The organism is Thermoanaerobacterium sp. R66 (assembly GCF_028895185.1).
Lineage (GTDB): Bacteria > Bacillota > Thermoanaerobacteria > Thermoanaerobacterales > Thermoanaerobacteraceae > Thermoanaerobacterium.
In genome coordinates, this window is record NZ_JAEUWW010000001.1 from 1,221,465 (window position 1) to 1,243,281 (window position 21,817).

23 protein-coding genes are annotated in these 21,817 nt (G+C 33.8%); 1 reads left to right on the plus strand and 22 read right to left on the minus strand.

All coding sequences use genetic code 11. The annotated features are described in order from the left end of the window. Positions 1–404 precede the first annotated feature (404 nt). The 11 genes from JJQ93_RS06090 to JJQ93_RS06140 form a co-directional block, all read right to left on the minus strand. A complete protein-coding gene (locus tag JJQ93_RS06090) occupies positions 405–563 on the minus strand; it encodes a hypothetical protein (protein WP_503010062.1) in 159 nt (52 codons plus the stop codon). Positions 564–677: 114 nt separating this feature from the next. Then, positions 678–1,538, minus strand: coding sequence for a DNA adenine methylase (locus JJQ93_RS06095; protein ID WP_274894071.1), 861 nt, complete (start codon positions 1,536–1,538; stop codon positions 678–680). Positions 1,539–1,624: 86 nt separating this feature from the next. After that, a complete protein-coding gene (locus JJQ93_RS06100; protein ID WP_274893099.1) occupies positions 1,625–3,253 on the minus strand; it encodes an AAA family ATPase in 1,629 nt (542 codons plus the stop codon). A 660-nt stretch (positions 3,254–3,913) separates the two neighbouring features. Next, a complete protein-coding gene (locus JJQ93_RS06105; protein ID WP_274893100.1) occupies positions 3,914–4,450 on the minus strand; it encodes a hypothetical protein in 537 nt (178 codons plus the stop codon). Positions 4,451–4,464: 14 nt separating this feature from the next. After that, positions 4,465–5,163 carry a DUF3800 domain-containing protein gene (locus tag JJQ93_RS06110; protein WP_274893101.1) on the minus strand — a complete coding sequence of 233 codons (699 nt, stop codon included), beginning with the start codon at positions 5,161–5,163 and terminating at the stop codon, positions 4,465–4,467. A gap of 99 nt (positions 5,164–5,262) precedes the next feature. Then, a complete protein-coding gene (locus JJQ93_RS06115; RefSeq protein ID WP_274893102.1) occupies positions 5,263–5,967 on the minus strand; it encodes an N-acetylmuramoyl-L-alanine amidase family protein in 705 nt (234 codons plus the stop codon). Further along, a complete protein-coding gene (locus tag JJQ93_RS06120) occupies positions 5,964–6,368 on the minus strand; it encodes a phage holin family protein (protein ID WP_274893103.1) in 405 nt (134 codons plus the stop codon). Before JJQ93_RS06120 ends, JJQ93_RS06115 begins: the two co-directional genes overlap by 4 nt. A gap of 15 nt (positions 6,369–6,383) precedes the next feature. Then, on the minus strand, positions 6,384–7,463 hold the full coding sequence (locus JJQ93_RS06125) for a Vgb family protein (protein ID WP_274893104.1): 1,080 nt from the start codon (positions 7,461–7,463) through the stop codon (positions 6,384–6,386). 11 nt (positions 7,464–7,474) lie between these two features. Next, positions 7,475–9,622, minus strand: coding sequence for a phage tail spike protein (locus JJQ93_RS06130; protein ID WP_274893105.1), 2,148 nt, complete (start codon positions 9,620–9,622; stop codon positions 7,475–7,477). 308 nt (positions 9,623–9,930) lie between these two features. Then, positions 9,931–10,755, minus strand: a complete 825-nt coding sequence (locus JJQ93_RS06135; protein ID WP_274893106.1) for a hypothetical protein — start codon at positions 10,753–10,755, stop codon at positions 9,931–9,933. Beyond that, positions 10,756–11,514: a distal tail protein Dit gene (locus JJQ93_RS06140; RefSeq protein ID WP_274893107.1), complete on the minus strand. Its 759-nt coding sequence runs from the start codon at positions 11,512–11,514 to the stop codon at positions 10,756–10,758. 146 nt (positions 11,515–11,660) lie between these two features. Between JJQ93_RS06140 and JJQ93_RS06145 the strand changes: the two genes are divergently transcribed. Beyond that, complete coding sequence (locus tag JJQ93_RS06145; protein ID WP_150201018.1) at positions 11,661–12,914, plus strand: transposase; 1,254 nt, start codon at positions 11,661–11,663, stop codon at positions 12,912–12,914. A gap of 243 nt (positions 12,915–13,157) precedes the next feature. On the opposite strand, the gene JJQ93_RS06150 is transcribed toward JJQ93_RS06145, so the two are convergent. The 11 genes from JJQ93_RS06150 to JJQ93_RS06200 form a co-directional block, all read right to left on the minus strand. Continuing rightward, positions 13,158–15,728 (minus strand): phage tail protein, encoded by a 2,571-nt coding sequence (locus tag JJQ93_RS06150; RefSeq protein ID WP_274893108.1) that lies wholly within the window; start codon positions 15,726–15,728, stop codon positions 13,158–13,160. 12 nt (positions 15,729–15,740) lie between these two features. After that, on the minus strand, positions 15,741–15,899 hold the full coding sequence (locus JJQ93_RS06155; RefSeq protein ID WP_274893109.1) for a hypothetical protein: 159 nt from the start codon (positions 15,897–15,899) through the stop codon (positions 15,741–15,743). Between the two features lie 77 nt (positions 15,900–15,976). After that, positions 15,977–16,312: a phage tail assembly chaperone G gene (gene gpG, locus JJQ93_RS06160; RefSeq protein ID WP_274893110.1), complete on the minus strand. Its 336-nt coding sequence runs from the start codon at positions 16,310–16,312 to the stop codon at positions 15,977–15,979. Positions 16,313–16,355: 43 nt separating this feature from the next. Further along, complete coding sequence (locus JJQ93_RS06165) at positions 16,356–17,261, minus strand: major tail protein (RefSeq protein WP_274893111.1); 906 nt, start codon at positions 17,259–17,261, stop codon at positions 16,356–16,358. Between the two features lie 3 nt (positions 17,262–17,264). Beyond that, complete coding sequence (locus JJQ93_RS06170; protein WP_274893112.1) at positions 17,265–17,579, minus strand: hypothetical protein; 315 nt, start codon at positions 17,577–17,579, stop codon at positions 17,265–17,267. A gap of 34 nt (positions 17,580–17,613) precedes the next feature. Further along, the gene (locus tag JJQ93_RS06175; RefSeq protein WP_274893113.1) at positions 17,614–18,042 is read right to left on the minus strand and encodes an HK97-gp10 family putative phage morphogenesis protein; all 429 of its coding nucleotides are present in this window, start codon (positions 18,040–18,042) and stop codon (positions 17,614–17,616) included. Then, entirely contained in the window at positions 18,042–18,392 is a 351-nt protein-coding gene (locus tag JJQ93_RS06180) for a head-tail adaptor protein (RefSeq protein ID WP_274893114.1), read from the minus strand. Before JJQ93_RS06180 ends, JJQ93_RS06175 begins: the two co-directional genes overlap by 1 nt. Next, positions 18,379–18,660 (minus strand): hypothetical protein, encoded by a 282-nt coding sequence (locus JJQ93_RS06185; protein WP_274893115.1) that lies wholly within the window; start codon positions 18,658–18,660, stop codon positions 18,379–18,381. Before JJQ93_RS06185 ends, JJQ93_RS06180 begins: the two co-directional genes overlap by 14 nt. Before the next feature lie 24 nt (positions 18,661–18,684). Further along, positions 18,685–20,073: a phage major capsid protein gene (locus JJQ93_RS06190; RefSeq protein WP_085113631.1), complete on the minus strand. Its 1,389-nt coding sequence runs from the start codon at positions 20,071–20,073 to the stop codon at positions 18,685–18,687. Then, positions 20,036–20,653, minus strand: a complete 618-nt coding sequence (locus JJQ93_RS06195; protein WP_274893116.1) for an HK97 family phage prohead protease — start codon at positions 20,651–20,653, stop codon at positions 20,036–20,038. The genes JJQ93_RS06190 and JJQ93_RS06195 overlap by 38 nt, the downstream gene beginning before the upstream one ends. Continuing rightward, positions 20,646–21,815 (minus strand): phage portal protein, encoded by a 1,170-nt coding sequence (locus JJQ93_RS06200; RefSeq protein ID WP_274893117.1) that lies wholly within the window; start codon positions 21,813–21,815, stop codon positions 20,646–20,648. Before JJQ93_RS06200 ends, JJQ93_RS06195 begins: the two co-directional genes overlap by 8 nt. Positions 21,816–21,817 lie beyond the last annotated feature (2 nt).

The window sequence follows — 21,817 nt, forward strand, 5'->3', positions numbered from 1 at the left end:
TTTTTACCCCTTTCAACATAACAAAATTGTAGTTAATTATTACTACTTTATGAATTATTCGACACATTAAAAAAAATCCTTCTTGCTTTATTAATTTTTTTGTTTGCATTTGGGAATAGGCAGAAATTAAATTATTTTTAAAAAAAAATAAAAGCCATGAAAGGCTTGATATCGCTTGATTAAATATGGAGGCGGCATCCAGATTCGAACTGGAGATAAAGGTTTTGCAGACCTTCCAAGCGAAATCCATGACAATCCTTTTTTATCTTTTATATCTTGAGAACCTAGTATTTATGCATATTATAAAAGATATGCTGAATTTGATAAAAGTATCGAAATATATAAAAAAGATTGTCTCGGATTGTCACTGGATTGTCACGAAAAAAGCACCCATTTTAGAGTGCCTATTGATATTCTCTAATTCCCAATTTTTCTTTAAGAGCTTCTTGAAGCACCTGCGAAAAATTTATTTTGCTTTTTTCTGCCGCCTCATTTAACCATCGTGGAATTGTTACTGTTTTATTTACACTTTTATTGGCCATTTCATCACGAACAGAAGGCATGTAAACCTCAATAAGATTTAAAAAAACACCTTCAGGAACTTTTATTTCTTCTGGAAATGTACATTGTTACATAGTAATAAAAGAAAAAAGTATAATTATATTCAACTCTTATACTCAAATCACATTTTTGCATTCTTTAGGAACATTAAGATTATTACTGTAAATCATTATTTCATATCCAGTATATTTTCTTTGTGCAGTATAATTTAATTTATAGGTTGTTTGAAAATATTGACTATACATTTCACTGATTGCTTTTACATAATCATAAGTAACTATCCAATAATGTTCTTTAATTTGCCCTATTTTTTTACTCAATTTTAGGTGGTCCTCATGATTATAATAATTTACATAAAGTGTAGATCCTTTATTATAATAAGGAGGATCAAAAAAAATAAAGCTTTTAGTTTCAATTTTAGGCAATACTATATCTAATAACTGAATAGTATCCATATTAAAAATTTTTATATTGTTTTTATATTTTGATATATATCTAATTTTGTCTATTAGTTGTTTTTTATTAAACCGACAATCCATCTTATATTTTCCATTCTGTTCTAAACCACCAATCACACCAGCCTTTAATATTCCAGATCTATTAGTTCTATTTAAAAAGAACGTTGAAAAGCCTAGTTCTAACAAATTAGCACTATTCTTATGTCTTTGAATATCTTTTTGTTTATGCCATTGGTCTATATTAATTGGTGTATTTTCAATTAAATAACACAATTCATCTGTATGATTTAAAACTGAATACCAAAATGCATATATCGACCTGTCAATATCATTTATAATAATTTCAGAAGCATAGCCATCTATTAATAATGCTAATGCAATAGCTGCACCACCAGCAAAAGGTTCAATGTATATGCATCCTTTAAGATTATTAGCTATTAATATTTTTTTTACATATCCTGTTAATTTATTTTTACCACCAGGATATCGTAAAGGCGTATAAGTTCTCCTACTAGACATGATTTTCACTTCTCCTAATAAATATATTATATCATAAATTATTGTTTCTGGCCATAATCATTTAAGCAATTTATATTATATTAAGGCTAGTCAATTCTTGGCATCAGAAGTCTATCTGCAATTGAGTTAAAAATATTAATAAAAGTTTGTATAAATTTATCACAATCTTCTTTATTATCTTTATACCAAAAATCGAATACATTAAATGGTTCTATAAGAATGCCTAAATAATCATTAAACCATTTTTTATACCGTTCTCTATCTTTTACTTTTTCTTTATACTCTTTTTCAGGAGAATGTGTTTGGAAATATTCTTTTGTAAAATTATATTTAGTGATCTGTTCCCTTAATTCATGTTCTGCTGGTATATTCGTTAAATATAAATATAAAATTTCTTCAGGCCTTTTACCTCCTGGTAGTTTGATAATATTATTAATATTAGGAAGTTTATATTTTTCAATATCTTCATCTTTAACATCTCCATCAACTATAAAGATTATATTAGAAAAATATTTTGGATCGGCTTTGTTTAATTTTAATAAATTAGAAAATCCCATAGTTATATTTACTAGCTCTAATCTATGAATATATTTACTTAGCAATTTTTGTGCAAACCATCTAGTTTCATCATCTTCAGAATATACTATAATTTTTGATGGATTTTCTTTTATTGACTGAATATTTAAATCATTGTATATAGTAGCATATTCTATATTTTGTTTTATTTCTAAGGTACCATTTGCTTTAGTAATATATAATAATTCAATATCGTTTATATTCCCATCTTTTTTATTATATTTTATCTTTTCACAAATTAATTGAAGTATAGTTAAACTATGTGTTGTAAAAACTATTTGTAAGTCTAATTCCCTGCAATATTTAATTAAGTGTCTTAATAGCTCCAATTGAGCATAAGGATGAAGAGTTGCTTCTAATTCATCTATTAATAATAAACCACCTTTATATTTATCTGGATTATTTCTTTTTAATCTATAAAAAGATAAAACTGCTAAAAGTATCTGCCCAATATTATCTTGACCAGCTGAGTTTGTTAAAGAATCATATTCGGTCGTAGATATTCCTATCCCCTTTTTTCTGTCAGTTTCTCCAATATTTATACAATCAATACTGATTTCTTCATCATTTACTATTGACAATATTTCTTTATAACTTGTTAAAAACCTTTTTCGTTCATCTTCTTCTAATTTTATATTTTTTACTGAAAGTGTTTCTTCATTTGACTCACCTATAGGATATAGCCTCGATAAACCAAGATACAAAACTGGATAGTTATATTTTTTACTTGATTTTCTTTTACTAACTGTTTTTTCTGGTATAACACGAAATCTTTTTTTATACTTTATATCACCTTTAGTGGTTTTTATTTTAGTTGTTGGCCAAGTTATCCTACAAGTTCTGTAATCAACTATTTTATCAGGATTTTTTATATCTGAGAAATAAACAGTATATTTGTTAGAACCACTTAAATCAAATTTTTCGGAGCCTTTAAATATTTCACTAAATTCAGTTCTAAATTGCTTCTGTATTATTGGTCTACCTTCACTAGTTTTCAATTCACATGTATTCCCAATCATACCGAGTAATGTTGATTTTCCCAAAGCATTTTTACCTGAAATAACAGTTAAATATTTTCCTAAATTCATTGAAATATTCTTAAAAATTCTAAAATCATTAATTTTAATACTATGTATCATTTTTTTCCCCCATTTCTAAATGTTTTAGTAGAAAATCTAAGTTAATTATTAAATTAATAAAAATAAAATAGCAACCACTAATTCATTATTCTTTATAAAATTACATTTTCCTTCTTATTTTGATATAAATCTTCAAAAAAAATAAAAAATTACTTATCTAGTTTCTCTAATGTTAAAAATACTTCATGTTTTATTAATTGTTGTATAATTTAGTTTGATTTTGCTTTTGCAAAAAACAATATTAATCGCATATTCTTGTACAAATAAAGCATATTTAGTAAAAGCTATTCGTATTTCAAATTATTCCAATCATAATTGAGTAGGAGCTGAATAATTATTTTATTCAGCGTCCTCTCACACCACCGTACGTACCGTTCGATATACAGCGGTTCATTAGGAATTACAACAAAGTAGGTGCTCCGGCTTAATTATAGACGAGTTGCTCTCTATTTTGATGGGCCTAACAAAAAAATTATTTTCAACGTTTCATCTTAAAATATTTTTAAATTAGATATTTGTATAATATTTGCCTATAATGCATATAATAATATTACCTGCAGGAAAATATAATTGTTGACATTTTAGATGAAATAGATTATATTTAAAGTAGCTCAACTACCAAGTAGTAGGAGGAGTTCCTGAAGACGCCTAAACTATAGTTTAAGCGTCTTCTGCTTTATATTTTTCGTATTGTTTAATTTTCTTTTGCAAAGTATGTTCATGTTCAATATAAAAAGCCGAAATTAATAGATTATAATTTTCCCTTTCTTCAAGAACAACAAGAAATCTAAAATTTTCAAAAAGAAAATGCCATCTCTTATACTTTTTATAAGGTTCTGGCCAATATTTTATCTTATTACACCCATTACAATTTTCTCCACAATTATAATTTTCAATTATTTTTCTTATCCAGGCTATTCTTTCACATCTCCTTAAATCAGGTATCCTATCGTTTAGATCATTTGAAGTTTTTGAGGAATCTACAGAAGTTACATGGAAATATGCCTGTTCTTTATTTGCTACCATAGGATATTTTCTAATTCTGACTTCTTTAAATTTAAAAATTGGTCTACTTTCTATAAAATCTTTCTTAAAAATTTCGTATAAAAAGTTATCATAATTATCCCAGTTACCATCAAACTCACTTAATTGAACTAAAGGAGGAAGCCACTTACATAGCAGTTGCTCATCGTCCATTTTAGTATCTTCTCCTAAGATGGATCCCATACAAAGATATTAATTTTCTTTGAAAAAAAGCTAGTTGAATGGTTTAAGGCTAAACCTGATTGCTCCTTTAGTTCTTTCGTTATACGCAGCTTTGCCTCACTGCTTTTTAGATCTCTATTTATATATGAAACTGCTCCAATAAGAATGTCTACAAGCTGCATAAGTTGAATTTCTGATGAATTAACTGGTTGTATTTTTTGTATTATATTACAATTATAGTCATAATATTTGTTTCTCAAATATTTAGCAAGAATTTTACTTTTTTCGTTAGTATGAGTATCTTTAATATCGATATAAATATTGTACGAATTTGATGTATCGATAATATTACATAACATAAGATAATACATTTTATCATAAAAAGTATTATGGTCTTGGTTAAAATCAAAATGCCTTAATTTTGTTTTGTCTGATACTATTAAGCATCTAAAATGTAAATCTGTTTCTTTTAAAAATAACTTTATCATATCAGAATAAAATTCTATCTTATTAGGAGATACTTTTACCCATTTAACTTCAAAATTTGGTTTAATACCATGCTTGATCTTTAGATCTTTTATCTTGTCTGAAATATATTTTATTTTATTTTTAGAGCACCAAATTCCCCCAATGACCATTACTTTACTGTCATCATGTTCTAAATGACAACTCTCGTCACAATATATATTATATACCTGGCCCATATAGCCCTCCTTGTAATATTTATCTATTATTACATTTTATTAATATTATAGCACAAATTAATTAACTCTTACCATAAAAAAATAGGCCCCGAAGGGCCTTTATGCTTTCATATACTTTTCATAGATTCTCTGCAGCAACACAGCTACATATCCACCATCACATTGCTTGCCTTCCACTGCATTCTGTTTCCAGTATTCTTGACTTGTAATTATACCAGCTTTTACAAAGGCATCTATAACAGTGTCCAATGGATTATATTTCGTTTTTTGTTTCAACCCAAATGCCTGAACGATTCCGTTGCATATCGACTGAGCTATTGCCTGTCTATTATTTTCTTCTCTTAGAAAGTTAGCGTCCTTTACTGAGTCTATAAACAAATTTTCGACTAAGATTGCAGGCATTTTTGTTTCCCTGAGCACTGCCAAATTTTTTGTTTTTTCACCACGGTCAATGAAGTTATTTGACTCATATAAATTTGCAATTGTTCTATGAATGATAGCTTGTATAGAAGCCGTTTTATCGCTTGCTGCAGGATGGCGATAACTCTCAAAACCAGAACCACCTCCAGCATTAATATGTATGGAAATAAAAAAGTCCACATTTGCTGAATTAGCCATATTGGCACGCTGTAAAAGTCCTACATCTATGTCTTTATCTCTCGTTAGTATTATATCTACTTCATAGTTTTTCAACAAGTTATTTAACCTCAATGAAATATCAAGTGTTAAATCTTTCTCTCGTAATCCATTTGAACATCCTCCCGGATCTGTTCCACCATGGCCCGGATCAATACAAACTATCATTGTTTCACTTCTCCCTTCCCCTTTAATATTGCTACAGCCTTCTGTATCGCATCAGGTACAGGTAATCCAATACGGCCGGTATTTTCTATGATGCTTAAAAGCTCATTCGCAAGGTAGAAAAATATTGTGGCATCTCTAAATACATTTGAATCACCCAGAGTCGTATCAACCAAATGTGCCATAGCAACCAATACGAATATCATCACTTTTCTTGATATCCCTTTCCAGCCTATTGACGAATTGAGTTTTCCTTCCATCCCTGCCGCAATAACACCTGTAATGTAATCAAATATAACAAATACAAGCAAAATTCCAAGCAATGCGCTCCACCCCCCAAAAAGATAGGAGGCAAGAGCGCCTCCAAATGCTGTTATTGTCTTAAATATATTTTCATACTTCATTTTCACACTTCCTCTCTATTCTTGAAATACAAAATCATACTGAATTTTCATAGTATTAGTTGATGTTTTGGTGACCGGTGACGCAAGCAGTGTTCGTGCACCGTATAGAGCTTGATTTAACTTATATATCCTTTGAGTATTATATCCTGCTAACCACAAATTCGTTCCATCCCATGCAAGACCATGTGGTGAACTGTCTGGACTTGAAAAGCTGCTTATGACTGCTCCTGTTGATGGGTTTAACTTATATATCTTTTTAGTATTAACTCCTGCTAACCACAAATTCGTTCCATCCCATGCAAGACCATATGGTGAACTATCTGGACTTGAAAAGCTGCTTATGACTGCTCCTGTTGATGGGTTTAACTTGTATATCTTTTGAGTATTAACTCCTGCTAACCACAAATTCGTGCCATCCCATGCTAAACCATATGGCCAACTGTCTGGACTTGAAAAGCTGCTTATGACTGCTCCTGTTGATGGGTTTAACTTGTATATCTTTTGAGTATTAAATCCCGTTAACCACAAATTCGTTCCATCCCATGCTAAGCCATATGGCCAACTATCTGGACTTGAAAAGCTATACCACGCAAATTGTAATGGATTCGAATATGCCCATATAATAGTTTGAAATGTTCCATTTGCAGCATTAGTTGGCCAATCAAATACAAAATGCATTCTCATATATCTATCAAAATTGAAATTACTTTCTGTAACATTTAAACTACCTCTCAATGTGTCTGAACCTGCGTACGCTGTTTGATCTGCCCAGCCTATCAGATTACCCGTTTCCGGATATAAGTCATCTGATTCAATTTGCGATGTTGAATAGAGTTGAATTTGATTAAATACATTGCTAAAACTCGGCTTTGAAGCCGAAGAGTTTTGTATAATTCTATCTTGTATTGCCCATCTTAAAAAATTATATCCTATGCTTGTAATAAGGTTTTCTGTCTTCGCCTCAAGAACTTTCTTTTTTGTCGCTGCGTCAAACAATTCAACAGTTACAAGCCCTCGAATTTTTGAAAATTTTTCTTTAAAAGATACAACTTCAATGTTTTTCCTATAATCTTTCACATAACTTTTAGATAGCAATTTAGCACCTCCTAACTAAGTGTAACAATTGCACTTGTTGCAATTTGTTCTAGTTTTATGACTTCCTCATTGCCTATTGTAATAGGTAATTGTGTTTCAGCCGAAGCTACCATATTAAGCTGTAATACTTTAACATCAATGTTTTCCTCCCAGTTGACTCTTGGAGCTTCAGAGCCAACTCCACCAAGCAAGTTTGTGGCATAAACATAGAATTGCAAATGTTGTGCTGCTATTGTAAATGTACCAGTGCTTGTATACATCTGCACACCCAACATTGCAGATCCTTGTTGTATTTGTGCTAAAACAAATGGTACTCCTATAGTGTTATATCCTGCTTGACACTGTTGCTGTATCGTAGGTCCTATTTGCGTACCTGCAAGGAAAAATTTGACCGTCAGAACCAATGCTGCACTTGCTTGCCCTACTATCATCAACCCTATTTGGGCATTCGTACTACTAAAATTCGTAATAGAGAGCGAAACCGGATATTGCTGCGTCGTCGTAATAGTCAATTGTTGATTATTAGTCGCAAAAAGCATACTTGGCTGTGCTGCAGCAATATCTGATGATATAGATTGTTCTTCAGTATCCTGTAGCCCTGGAATAATATAACTTAACTCTACTTCATTTTTCCAAGGCTCTTGGGGATACCGCTTCAACCGCAATATTCTTGTCATTACATCAATTTTTAGTTCGCTGTCATAAACTCTAACTGTATCACCGATAAAAAATTTGTCCTCGCTTAACCCTGTTATCGAAGATAAGTCAAGAACATTGCATTCATAACTGATAATTGGTTGTGACAATTCAGCTAACTTCTTTTTTGCAGCATCCAGCAAATTTTGAGTGAGAATAAATCTATCGTCTTGCCAGATATATTCCTTCCTAAACTTTGCTTTTGCCTCCGTAAGTGTAAGACCTTGCGATGTATACCAGCTATAATCCTCAAGATATTCCTTGCCATCATTAAAATCTGCGATACTAAGGCCATTCTTTCCATATGCATATAACACCGTTGCTTCAGGTGGCTTTACAGTTCGCTTTATTGATTTTAAATTCTTCTTATATCGAAATCCAGCACCTCTATTGCTACCTATCTGCTGCAGCATATTTATTTTTCTGTTTATACTATCCCACTGTATCTCTAATCCTACTATTTTTGCCCATTGCCTTACTAACCAAAGGACAGTTTTATCCACTTCTTTCAAGCTATATATACCATCAGAATCTGCTTCTATAGTTCCGACTGTCCATCTTGTACCAGTTAGCAACTGCTTTAATCCATCTATAGCACTCTTTCTATCAATAAGAAACTCGCCTTGTTTCGTGCTGTTTAGAAGCTCGATATAGGCGAGTTCACATGACACATTTACGATTTCTTTGCCTGAATCGTCTCGGCCATCAACAATTTGAGAAATAATATATCTTTTGTTAGCATAAATAACCTCTTCGTCATGCTTAATATATTGCGATTTTGAGTCATTAAATGGTATCGAAAATTCCAATGTTTCAGCATCATTTAGTTTTTCTTCAACAACTATATCATATGCATTCTCTAATATTGCTACCAGATTGCCATGCAGGTCATAAAGCCTTATAAATTCTTTCTCCCGTTTTAAAAATGACTGAACTTCATACCATGCGCTAAAATTAATACTATTTACAATAGGCGATATCGAATTATCTAATGTTTGCAGCAATACTTTTATATAAAAATCTCTTTTTTGACTATTGATAAGCCAATCTATACTTGTATTGTTACTAATAAACTGCCAATTTATATTATCTTCGCTAATATAAAATTCGATATTTGTATTGCCTGGTTGTTCAATATTCAAAAATAACTTATTTCCGGTTATTTGAGTTAAGTTTTCTGTTTGAATATGATATATGGCCGAACCTTCCGGAACGTACGCATATGTTGTTCCACCTAAACCATTAATTACTAAATCATCGATATAAGCACTATCTTCTCCAGAAGATACTGAACCATCTTTTGTATACTTCCATATCAATGTATGTGTACCAGCTGTGAGAAGATAAGTTACCTGAGTCCACCCTATGTTACCTGACTTGCCTCCTAACTTCTCTACGCCATCGATATAGAACCAGAGTTTATCATAGTTTGCTTCACTACTTACTCTATACCAGAATGACACTGACCCATCTTGAACGAGAGTTACCGTGATTTGAGTTTGTGAGGTTTGGCTATCACCTATATCTTTGTTTCGGAAACAGCTTGATCCGGAATGCGGCGATGTAGTTACTCTAACCCAATCACCAACGAAATCAAACTGCAGTGTATCATCCTCGAAATCTTCTGTTTTTTGTACTATCCCTTGCTGTTCCATCTTTATAAGTTCAATATGGTCGTCTGAAACAATAACATTATTAAGAGTACCATTATTAAATTCTTGCCCAGTTATAATTTTGTTAAATTCTTGAAGTATCAATCACCTCACCGCCTTTAAGACTTCAGGACCGCTCCTAATGAAAATGTAAAAGAAGGTGTATCTCCAGCAATCGTATAAAATGCTGCTATTTGTGATCCTATTAAACCTGACACAGCCTTCATTTCAGAAGTAACGGCTGTCGCTTGTGTGAACATCACTAAATCGAACCACTTGCCCGAAACTGGGTCCTTCGTTTTTATTTTTATGTCTAAAGTCGGCGTTGTTCCACTCACTGCTGTTATATCCAAGAAAAATACTGCCTCTTTATATTTCTTCATATCTATTGGCGTTGCGCTTGTATCGCCGGATGCAGTTCTCGCTGCAGATGCAAGCACTGTGACTTCCTGAGCAGTTTGCACAAGTTGGACTTGCACTACACCATTTGAATCTGTAAGTATACGCCTTGCATTCGTTCCATCACTACCAGCTATCAATATTGCCTTAGCCGGATGTGCACTTCCCGGAGTAGCATCTGCAGGTGTCGAAGCCACATCCACATCGCCGATGTTGTTGTTGCCTGCCGGAATTGCAGGTAACTGCGATACTTGCACTTGACCTATGATATTAGAGCCGGCCGGAAGTGGTTCAGAAATTGCTGTTTTAAGGTTTCCACTGGCACTTAAAGCCGATGGCAAACCACCACCAAATAAGGTCCTTATTCTTTTTATTATGCCTATAAGCGTACCGTTTCCTGTGGCTTCGGCATCTGTCGTTGTACCTAATGTTGCTATGGCTCCATCTTTTGCCTTAGTTTGCATATACCAGTCAGTACCATCATAGTAGCTGCTGGTCAACTTATTATCCAAATCGGTATTAAGTCTTGCATTTTGCTGTGCCATCTAAATCCACCTCTCTTTAAACTGTATTTTTATATCTGCATTAACGCCATTTTCGCAACTAAATATGAGACTATTAGGTCCCGGCTGTAATGTCGGGAATTCGCCATCTATAAGAGCTAATATACTATCCTCTGCTGGATCATATCCACCGGTCGTTGCTATATCTCTATCCATACCCTTGTAAACTGTGAAATTTTCACTGTTTATATCAATCTGACTGTTATTTGTTATGGTTCCGTTATACAAGAATATCGTATCATTAATTGTTAATTTGGGATTCTTTACATCACCCCAAGCAGCTATTATTGATATGACAGGGTTTGTTTCTGCAGTGCCGTTATTATATATGCCTTGCGTTGTACCAGTTTGAACTGTATATATTTGTGTTATATCATTCAAGGAATATGCAAATGGATCACAAATAAATTCAATTGTAAATTCGCTTAAATAAAAGAAATCTCGCTGTATTTGAATATTATTGGCCACTTTAGCCATGTAATATTTATCCGTTTCATCACTCAATATTAATTGCACTTTATCATTTGTCTTAAGCCATGCTGCAACTGCTCGAAATTTTGCCATAAATTCATCTTTATTTAATACCGGTAGATCACACTCAATAGAAATTTTTCTGTCGCCAAAGGGTTGTGGAAATAAATAAGAACCTGCTCTACCTGATATTTTCTCATACTGGTCTTGTATTTCAGGAAATATATTTCCAGAGATTTCGCATTTAAAAATTTTTAGAGTGATAGACACGTTGATTTATAAAATTTAACTAAGAGCAGCTAGAAATATGTGATTTTCCGTTTTTTACTGGAAATTGAAAGAAAAAATTTGCAAAATAAAAGCATCCTTTCTATAATATGTTTTGCGATAACCTAAATAGAAAGGATGCTGATAAAATGAACAAAAGTTATTTAAAACAAATGCTTATCTACTTCTCTAAGATATACCATCTTGGAGAAAAAATCAATACCCTAAAAGATAAAAGAGCAAAATCTTCAGTAAAAATTTCAACAGTTACCTTTGTAGTATTATTTGGATTTATACTTCAAATAAGGAGTTTTAATAGGTTGGAACATTGGCTTAAAAAAGGTAAATTTAAAAAAGTATTACCTAAAAAGACTAAAATTCCTCGTATTGACACTATTAGGCGTGTTTTAAGTAATTTTGATTTAGATGGCTTAAATGAACTTAATAATAGTATAATCAAGACAAGTACAAAAAATAAGGTTTTTAGAAAAGGAACTATAGATGGACTAAAAGTCGTTGCAATAGATGGTGTAGAGTTATTTGAAAGCACTAATAAGTGCTGTGATAATTGTCTTACACGAGTCCAAAAGGACGGGATTACTCATTACTTTCATAGGTCAGTAATATGTGCAACTGTAGGTTCTGATCCACATCTTATCATAGGTCAGGAAATGCTTGAACCTAAAAGAGATGCTTCAGATAAAGACGAAGGAGAAATCACAGCAGGCAAGCGTCTAATTAGAAAATTGCATAAAGAATTTCATCATTTTGCAGACATTATAGTAGCTGATGCATTATATTGCAAATCTACTTGGATTAAAGAAGTATTATCAATAGGGATGGATGCAGTAGTAAGGGTTAAAGATGAAAGACTTAATATAGTTAAGGATGCACTTGGTTTATTCAAGTGTCGAAAAGCAGATAAAGAATGGACTGTTAAGAAAAAAAGTAATAATTATATTAAAATAAAGGCCTGGGACGAAGACAATTTTCAAATGCCTAATTCCGACATAGAAGTAAGGTTTATAAAATTTATAGAAGAAATACATAGCTCAGGCAAAGTAGAAATAAAAGAATCATGGATAATAACTACCTCTAAAGTTACTTCAGTAGAAACCCTATGGAAAATAATACATAAAAGATGGGAAATTGAAAACAATGCTTTTCATCAACTAAAAACAGAATGGCATTTAAATCACTGTTTTCTGCACAGTCCTGAGGGTGTAGAAACTGTGTTAATGTTTATAATAATAGCATTTAATTTGATGCAATTATATTTCTTCAGGTGTATAAGAAATTTTAGGGAAAAGCATATGCTTCAAATAGATATTATTGAAGATATAAAAGATGAGATATTTATCATAGAAACTGGATGGAGTAATCCACTGTTTGTGAAGACATAATTTGAAACAAAACTGGAAATTCATTATTAAAATTCATGGGGTAAGGGGAAAGTACAACTTTTTTAGCATCTAAATGGATTTACTATTACCATATATTCAACTAGATGTAAAATATAAAAATTCTTGTAAAGATAAATTTTTTGCTGGAATTTTGATGCGAAATCTCTGATATATTTCTATTTATTTTTACCACATTTACTCCCAAATTTTTGCTTGATAACCCATTAAATATAAAGAAGCTCATTATCTCACGCCCCTTGCGCGATTAGATGATTGTATAAGACTGTTTAGTTGTCTTGATATGTTATAGATATCACTATCATTTCTTACAACTAAATTCTCCACTGTTACAAGAGATCCAAACTGCATCTGTGGAAATATTGTATCCTTTAATACGCTCACTAGTTCTCTGTAATTTATCCCTGTACTAACATTAGTTGATAAATTAGTACTTATATCCGTATTTACTTGCTCATTCAATCCTTGCATTGCTTTATTTACTATTTTGCTACTATCTGCGATACCCTCCGCCATGCCTGCACCAATTTGCAAGCCTACTTCATCTCTAAACAATTTAGATGGAGAATGAATACCAAGAGCATTTTTAGCCGCATTGAGTGCGTTTTTAGCTGCTCTAACTACTCCTTCTGCAAGACTAACTGCTGCGTCTGCTACACCATTTGCAATCCCTCGTATAAGATCTATGCCCAGCTGTGCCCAGTTTATTTTTGCAAAACCTTTAACCATTGCAATAAATATTTGTGGAATAACTGCAACAACTTCTGGTATATTTTGTACTATCCCTAACGCCAAAGCGACCATGATTTGTAATGCAGCCGATATTAACATAGGCAAATTCTGTATTATTACAGATACGATTGTTGTTACAATTGTTGGAATATAACTAATTAACTGAGGAATAGCCCGTGCTAAGCCATTTATTAATGCCTGTAATAATTGAATGCCTGATTCTATTATTTTAGGCAAATTAGTTAATATGGTTTTTAAAATAGCATCAATAACTTTTGGCAATGCAGCCACCAAAGCAGGAATTGTATCAATTATGCCATTTATTAAAGCCGTCAATATTTCTGTGCCTAAATCAATTATTGTTGATAAGTTTGAATAAATTGCATCATAGAATGATTCAATTATTTTCGGTATAGCATCCACAAGTTTTGGTAAAGCTTTCATTAACCCTTTTACTAATGCAAGTATCATCTGTAATGCTGCTTCAATAAGTTTTGGTAATGCTGGAATAATGCCGTTTACCAAAGCTAATATAATTTGCAATGCCACAGGAACTAATTGTGGCAATGCCTGTGTGATGCCATTTATAAGAGCCATTACTATTGCAACTGCTGCTTGTATCAAGTTAGGTAACGCCTGGGATATTCCAGTAACTAACATTGTAATTGCTTGAACTGCTGTTTGTATTAATTGTGGTCCACTTGAGTTTATTACTTGAATTAAAGAATTTAATAGCTGCATAGTCGCATTAATTAAAGGAGGCAAAATTGTTGGAATTGCTGTAACAATTGCATTTGCAATGCCTGTTAATATTGTTGGTATAATTGTTAATATTTGTGGTAAAAAGCCTAAAATCTGATTTATTATTGAGTTCAATCCTTCCGAGATTGCTGTTCCTACCTGCGACCAATCTCCAGTTTTTAATGCCTGTCCTACAGCTGCAGTTACATTCTGTACATTGCTTACAAGCGATTGTAATGCAGGCAATACAGCTGATGCTATGTTGCCTCCTAACCCTTGCAATGACATTTTTAAAGCAGATATACTATCTCCAAAAGCATCTAATGCAGATATCTGCTCGCCAGACAAAACCGCACCATTCTTTTCCGCCTCTTGTGTTAATCGATTTAACTCATCACCGCCAGCTTTAATGAGCGGATTCAGTTCCATAGCTGATTTTCCAAAAATCTGCATTGCTAAAGCATCACGTTCTGTTTCATTTGATATGCCATTAAGTGCATTTAATGCTTCGCTAAAAACGATTTTGCTATCTCTAAGCTGTCCATTTGAATCTGTTACACTTATGCCTAAAGCCTTAAATGCTGCAGCTTGTGCTCCAGTTCCATCTTTTGCTGCGGCCATACTTTTTGTTAATTTCGCTTGTGCACCTGCAATTGTGTCAAAACTAACTCCCAAATTATCTCCAGCATATCTTAATTCTTGTACCCTTTCAGCTGTAAGACCTGTAACATCTGATGCCTTTTGTATTTCATCTGCATAGTCGGCAGCAGATGTTGCCATTTTCCACACTCCTGTAGCTGCTCCCACCGCTGCTGTACCAACTGCTGCTATTCCTGCGATTGCCGCTTTACCGATTGTAGTACCAATTTTGCCTAAGCCATCTCCTAATTTGCTTAACACGCCATCAAATTTACTTGCCTTAGATGATTCTTGCTCCATCTCATTGCCAAAACTATTTAATTTAGCAGTACAATCGGTCAATTCTTTTTGGTTCTTGTTAAGCGATTCAGTTTCTTTATTTATTCTTATTTGCAAATCCTGTGCGGCTTTACTATCTTCGCCTTTTTCTGCTGCTATTCGTTTATATTCATTTGTTAAAGCTTCGACTTTTTGGCGCTGCAATTCAGTTATTTCATTTAAAGCTTTTATCCTTGCTTGCAAACCTTCTGCATTGCTGCCCCAGTCATCCATTCCTGCTGCTGCAGCCTTAAACCCTGTATCTATCACTCGAATTTGTCTGTTTAATTCAGCTATGTTGGCTTTAAAATCAGTTATATCCAATGACACTTTTCCACCAATATCGTTCTCATTTCCCGCTGCCATAATTTCACCACCTTATAGCCATGACGGCGGTTTCGTTGCTCTTATATATGTCTTACCATTCCTAATTCGTATATTGTCATTCTTTTTAGGCTTATAAAATAAAAAATCCATCAATGTTTCAAGGCTGGTATCATCAATATCCTTCAATGTCCAACCAAAATTCTTAACCAATAAATGATATAGACTATTCAAAGTATCTTCTATTTCAACATCTTCACTATCATTTTGGGACGTTTCTACGTCCCTTTTTAGTTTTTTTGGATCACGCCTGACACTGCCAAAATTATTTTATTGATTTCAATATTTATTTCTTCATCACTTAAATTTTTCTGCAATTCATCTATTGTAAATTGATTGCCGTATACCTCACATATTAGAGCTGCCTTTCTATCATTTAGTTCTGCCATCTTGTCTAAAAGTTCTTCAATTGTATCTAAATTTTCCAGGTCATTTTGTATTTCTTTGCCTATTTTTGCTATCTCTAAAGATTCCTTTTGTATTTTCAAAGCTTCTTTACTCAAGAATGCTGTTATTTTCACTGTTGAATATGTTTTATCGCCTAATTTCAATGTAAGTGCTCTCATATTATCCCTCCATAAAAATTATAGGGAGGGCTTAACCTCCCTGTTATGCTGCTGTAGTAAAATCTATTGCTGTTGCTGCCAATGCCTGTCCGTAAGCATCTACTACACCTGCTATAGATACAATATACTTTGTCGTAGCTGAAAGTGCTGCTGTAGGCGTAATTGTAAGTATCTTCTTTGTAACATCAAGCGATTTTGTAACTGCTACAATATTTCCATTTGTTGAATTTATAAGTGTAACTGCTTCAGATTCTATCGGATTGCTAAATGTAAGAGTGATAGGTGCTGTACTGCTTACATCAGTTGCCCCATCAGTTGGCGTACTGCTTACTAATGTTATAGCTGCTGGCGAACCTGCTTTGTCGGGTGTCTGTACTTGTGAGAACCATCCAGTCGGATCGAATGCTGGATCTGATGTGTCAGCAAATACTCTCTTTATTGATTGTGATTCTCCATCTATAGTCCATTCGTGTCTCGTAGATACAGCCGTATAAGTTAGTTCATAATTTTTTACATCTATCTTATCAGCCTTGGATGATGCTTCTTCTGCCCCGCCGCTCATCGTGCCCTTCAAGAACCAATAATATCTATATCCATTTTGTCCCATATTAAAACGAAATCCAAGTGCTATATCTGGCGGATTTGCTTCACCTGAATCATATACTCTCCCACTTGTAGCATCATATTTTTTCCCAAGTAATATGGCCATTTTCTGTGCGGAGACATTTTGTACTGTTATCTTTAACTCTGTTGCAGCTTCACTTATATAATTATTTGCGGCCTTATTATCATAATAAGTCGTTACGCTGTCAGTTTTTGCTTCTCCACTTATCTCTGCAACGGGTGCTAAATATTGTGGTGCTCCAGCCACATATCCGTTTTCATCATCTTGTGTCACTAAAGCAAAGTATATATTGTCAACACCTATAAATTCGCCATATTCATTCATTCTTTATACCTCACTTTCATAATAGTTATAATCTGATGTATAACCATAATGTCCTGTATTACTATTGAAGGGTAAATCTCTGCCACTTACACGTAAAAAACCTGCCGGAAGCATTACGGACCTGAACAACTGGTCCGCATTCTGCTTTATAGCAGGTTTCTTTGAATATAACGCAAGCTGTACTCTTGTTGTAGTACTCGCTATCTTATTATCATAATGTGTGTCATTTGTCTCATTTATGATTTGATATGTTATGAATGTTTCAGGTAACATTTCTGTATTTCCAAATGTTCCTTGTTCTCTTACAGGGTAGCCCAAAGATATCAATGTATTATAAATTAACTCATAAATGTTACTCATCAGGCATCCCTGCCTTTTTTAATATATCTCTCTGTATTTTTTTAACTTTGCTTTTGTTATTTGTGAAAGCATTTCTTATCCCCGGATCTGCAGCATTATGTGGAGACCCATATTCAACAAATACAGCGTGCCAAGCATTTTCGCTTTTATCCGTATTTATGCCAACATCTACGTAAAAATAATTGCCCTCTTGCTTTACCTCTGAAAGGTCGACACCTTTTAAAGTAGCTCCTGTGAATTTATGCTTTTCTGCCCACGCTTTTATATCCTCATATACTGTTTTTGCACTTTCAGCAATAGCCTCTGATACAGATTCTTCAACATTGACTCCAACTTCTTGTATCTTTTTTAGATATTCTTCTATGCCTGATAATTTTAAACTTATAGTTCTATTTTTTGTTAAATTAGATGGCGTTGACATTAAGCATTCACCACTCTTTGCACTTTGAGAATCATGTATTGATTCCTCATTTCGACATTCTCAATGTTAATTATCTCGTATACCTTGCTTGGATCGTCATTTAATAATACTCTATCTCGTTCTGATATATCAGGTCTATACCACATCGTTAATTCAGCCGTATCATAAACTATAAGCGAGCCTGCTTGAATGCTTTCTGTACCGCCCCTACCTTTCCAATTGCAATAATCGAGCGCTGGATCTGCATCGACATAGTCTATGTCAGGAGCTCCATTTATGATTGTCTGTTTCCGATTTTGTATATGAATTATTGTATTAAAAATTAACGTACTCGGTTTATACAGGTGCACCACCTCCAGCATGTATGTATAGATTTTTCAAGCGATACCGCAAATGCTCCGGCATGCCTGCATCACTGTCTTTACTCAAAAATCTCCAGACTGCATAATCTACAACAAACATAAGATGGTATGAATTACTTCCATCGAGTGCTATTCCTTTTTCTTCGGTCAATTCGGTTATGATTCCCTCAATTAATTTTGTTAAATATATATCTCTAATGGAAGTATTCATACCTAAATTTGCTTTTACAAGTTGGAGGATTAAACCTATATCCACTTTACTTCCTCCTATTTAAATATATTATGCATTAGCAATATCAGCATCAAAGGTTATTGTTGTAGTTGGAGCAACATTATTTATATTCACTATCACAAAGCCTGCACCAATTGCTGGAGCACCATCATAACGGGCTGTGCCTTTGAATACTGTCTGGTCCTCTATAAATCTTACCTGGTCTGATACTGCGAGCTGTGCGCCTGCTCTTTCTGCCAATAGATAGAGGGAACCGTAGCCACCTATAATATCACCGTCAGGTATAAATGGCAATTCAACGATATCTCCGCCTTCGACCGGCATTGTATTATTTTGTCCCGCGACAATTGCACCGGCAGCATTAAATGTAACAGCCTTTGATATCAATGTCATTCTTGTCTTTCTATTCATAGCCCAGAAAGTTCCACCAGTTGCATAATTAGGTTGTGCTGCACCCAGTGCAAGCATTAATGCAGAGAAGAATTTTGCATCGCTTAATGTTCCATCTAATTTAAGCAGATTTGTCGTGGTTAAATTCTCCCATGCAGGTGCATTTGCTCCCCAGTCGGCAGGCTGTTGGGTTTGTGCAAGTCTCGTCGCAATGCCTAGAGGCATCTTTGTGCCAGTACCATATAATATAGCTTTATCAACTGCGAGACCTATAGCCTGTCCAAGTGCATCCATTATCTCATTTGCAAGGTTCAAGTCACTATCTTCCAATATTGAATTAGGCACTGGAATAAATCCACCAACCTTATAGCCGTCAACCTCAATCTGATTGAATTTAAGAGCTAACTCATTGAGCTTTCCGACTGATTCTGTCCATATACCTTCAGGGATGGTTCCGGCAATATTTTGTCTCGCTTTACCTGCTACTGATTTTAAGTTTACTCTCGTTATTAACTTGCTGTATCTATAAAGATTGTCTCTTAAGAGGTCCAACATAACATCAGGTATTGTCAGCTCTGCGCCAGTTACGGACCTTTTCTGTCCTATCAGTTCTCTTGTTCGTGTCAAGAATTCTTTTACCTCATCTTTTGCAATCAAAGCATTGACCACTTCTCTTGTCATTCCATTGAAAAATTTCCCTGTTCTCATTCTTACCTCTCCTTCAACCATATTTTTATTTCTGTCATTCGCTTTGCTTTCAGAATTGTTTTTAGGTTCTTTGCTGTTCAGTTCTTCAAGCTGTCCTTCAAGTTCTGCAATCTCGCCTTCAAGTTTGCTTTTATTTTCCTCAAAATCAGCTTTATCTTTGTCAAGTTTTTCAGTCTCCTCTTCTATTGCCGCTATTTCTTCATCTGTTTTTGCCTCATCAATAGCTTTTTCCAATTCGGAAGCTCTCTTATTGAGATCTTCCTCAGTTTTTAGAAGTTCCGCCAAAGCTGCTTTTCTCTGCTCAATTTTTTTGTTCAACATTATCTGTTTTAATGCCATAATTTCTCAACCTCTCTTTTAATTTTTTCTTTCTAATTTCAATTTGTTTTTGTTTATACTGTTCAATTTCTCTATGTCGAGCCTGCACACCTGTTTCTTCATATGCAGGAAATGTGCAAACAGATACCTCATGTAAGTCAATCGCTCTTAATGTCGTATGCAAAGTTCCGTCTTGGCGCCACTCATCTTCCTCATCTAATACATTAAAGCCAAAACTACATTGTGATACATCACCACGCTTTACTCTTTCATATAAATTCATAGCATCACTATCATTTTGGTTAATTTTTATACTGCCCCAAAGCCCATGTCCATCGCTTTTTAATTCAAGCGTTCCGGCTTTATTTCTGCCAAGCACAAGAGTTGTGTCATGATTTATCAACGCCCTTATGTCATTTCCAAGTGTATTATTTACAGCTTCTGGAGCAACCTTCTCAAAATAACCGGGCCATAGTTCCGTTTCTTGATTGTAGACAATGAAATAACCTTCAATATATTTATCGCTGTCGCCTTCTGCTCTAACCTTTAATTTTGCTAAATCGGACTGTAAACTTCTTGTCTGAAATATTGTTTTATCCATTATCATCACCTCCATTTCCCTTAAGCTTTTTCTGTTCTCCAATCATTCCAGCCGGAATGTAATTCTCTAAGATCACCCTTTCGTCAAGCCCGTCAAGTGGCGACATGCCAAGCCAATCCCTTACCTCATTGCCTGTCATAATGCCTCTCACATACATATTGGATCCCACATTTGATAGCTCTGTAATGTCATAAGCATATAAACTGCGCGGATTGAATTTGAAATACAAGTCAGGACTGTAAAGTAGCTTTCTTGTCAGTTCCTGTTCTATTCCTTTGGCTATCGGAAGAATAGTTGCGTTTATGAATGTATTGTACTCGTCTTTATTGAAATCTCCTACACCCAAGAAAAAAGCAGGCACACCAAATATACCTGCAACTGTCCTTTTATCAATTTGTACCGCGTCATTTATTGCGAGGTCTTGCAATGATAATGGTTTTATTGTGTCGACTTTTATAAGATCCGCTGGAATTATCCAAGGTTTACCTTCCTCTGTTTCGTCAATATACTTTTCGAGTATCGCCTCTCTGCCTTCCTTACTGGAAAGTTCTTCTGTCATAGCATCAACTGATACAATTACTGAAGGTCTCCATTTATCAGACATAAAATGCTTTTTAGTTACTATAGCTTGTTCAAGATTATTAATAATGTCTTTAAGCACCACTCTATAACCAGTACCCATATATGGTTTTTCTGGATCAGGATTGATGATAAAATGAAGAACCTCATCGTAGTTATAAATTTTATTATTATAAATTATTTTATAAGCTGTATCGGTTTCTAAAAACGATACCTCGGAAGGTTTCAAAGGAATTAATTCATCTATCAACCCATCCTGTGTTATTTTTGGATATACAATACTATTTCCTTTACCATCTAGAAGCATGGTATAAACTATATTGTACATCCATGCCTTACGCGTCATAAGGCTATATGGATTTATATCTATCTTCCTAGATAATTCATTTTTGATTCTTATATCTCCATTTTCTGTATTTTGCATTAGATATATTGTCATAGAAGATATAAGCTCCGCGATTTTGTGTGCCGCTATTTTTACCTCCGGATTGTCAGATAACCTTGTATAACCGGGAATACATAATGTATCATATGCGCCATCTGTTATAAACCATCCTATTAAAGGATCAGCCCTTGTTTTCATCT

Bases quoted from the DNA above. Each gene is read 5' to 3' on its own strand.
- JJQ93_RS06090 (WP_503010062.1), bottom strand. From the start codon at position 563: ATGCCTTCTGTTCGTGATGAAATGGCCAATAAAAGTGTAAATAAAACA.
- JJQ93_RS06095 (WP_274894071.1), bottom strand. From the start codon at position 1,538: ATGTCTAGTAGGAGAACTTATACGCCTTTACGATATCCTGGTGGTAAA.
- JJQ93_RS06100 (WP_274893099.1), bottom strand. From the start codon at position 3,253: ATGATACATAGTATTAAAATTAATGATTTTAGAATTTTTAAGAATATT.
- JJQ93_RS06105 (WP_274893100.1), bottom strand. From the start codon at position 4,450: ATGGACGATGAGCAACTGCTATGTAAGTGGCTTCCTCCTTTAGTTCAA.
- JJQ93_RS06110 (WP_274893101.1), bottom strand. From the start codon at position 5,163: ATGGGCCAGGTATATAATATATATTGTGACGAGAGTTGTCATTTAGAA.
- JJQ93_RS06115 (WP_274893102.1), bottom strand. From the start codon at position 5,967: ATGATAGTTTGTATTGATCCGGGCCATGGTGGAACAGATCCGGGAGGA.
- JJQ93_RS06120 (WP_274893103.1), bottom strand. From the start codon at position 6,368: ATGAAGTATGAAAATATATTTAAGACAATAACAGCATTTGGAGGCGCT.
- JJQ93_RS06135 (WP_274893106.1), bottom strand. From the start codon at position 10,755: ATGGCACAGCAAAATGCAAGACTTAATACCGATTTGGATAATAAGTTG.
- JJQ93_RS06145 (WP_150201018.1), top strand. From the start codon at position 11,661: ATGAACAAAAGTTATTTAAAACAAATGCTTATCTACTTCTCTAAGATA.
- JJQ93_RS06150 (WP_274893108.1), bottom strand. From the start codon at position 15,728: ATGGCAGCGGGAAATGAGAACGATATTGGTGGAAAAGTGTCATTGGAT.
- gpG (WP_274893110.1), bottom strand. From the start codon at position 16,312: ATGAGAGCACTTACATTGAAATTAGGCGATAAAACATATTCAACAGTG.
- JJQ93_RS06165 (WP_274893111.1), bottom strand. From the start codon at position 17,261: ATGAATGAATATGGCGAATTTATAGGTGTTGACAATATATACTTTGCT.
- JJQ93_RS06175 (WP_274893113.1), bottom strand. From the start codon at position 18,042: ATGTCAACGCCATCTAATTTAACAAAAAATAGAACTATAAGTTTAAAA.
- JJQ93_RS06190 (WP_085113631.1), bottom strand. From the start codon at position 20,073: ATGGCATTAAAACAGATAATGTTGAACAAAAAAATTGAGCAGAGAAAA.
- JJQ93_RS06195 (WP_274893116.1), bottom strand. From the start codon at position 20,653: ATGGATAAAACAATATTTCAGACAAGAAGTTTACAGTCCGATTTAGCA.
- JJQ93_RS06200 (WP_274893117.1), bottom strand. From the start codon at position 21,815: ATGAAAACAAGGGCTGATCCTTTAATAGGATGGTTTATAACAGATGGC.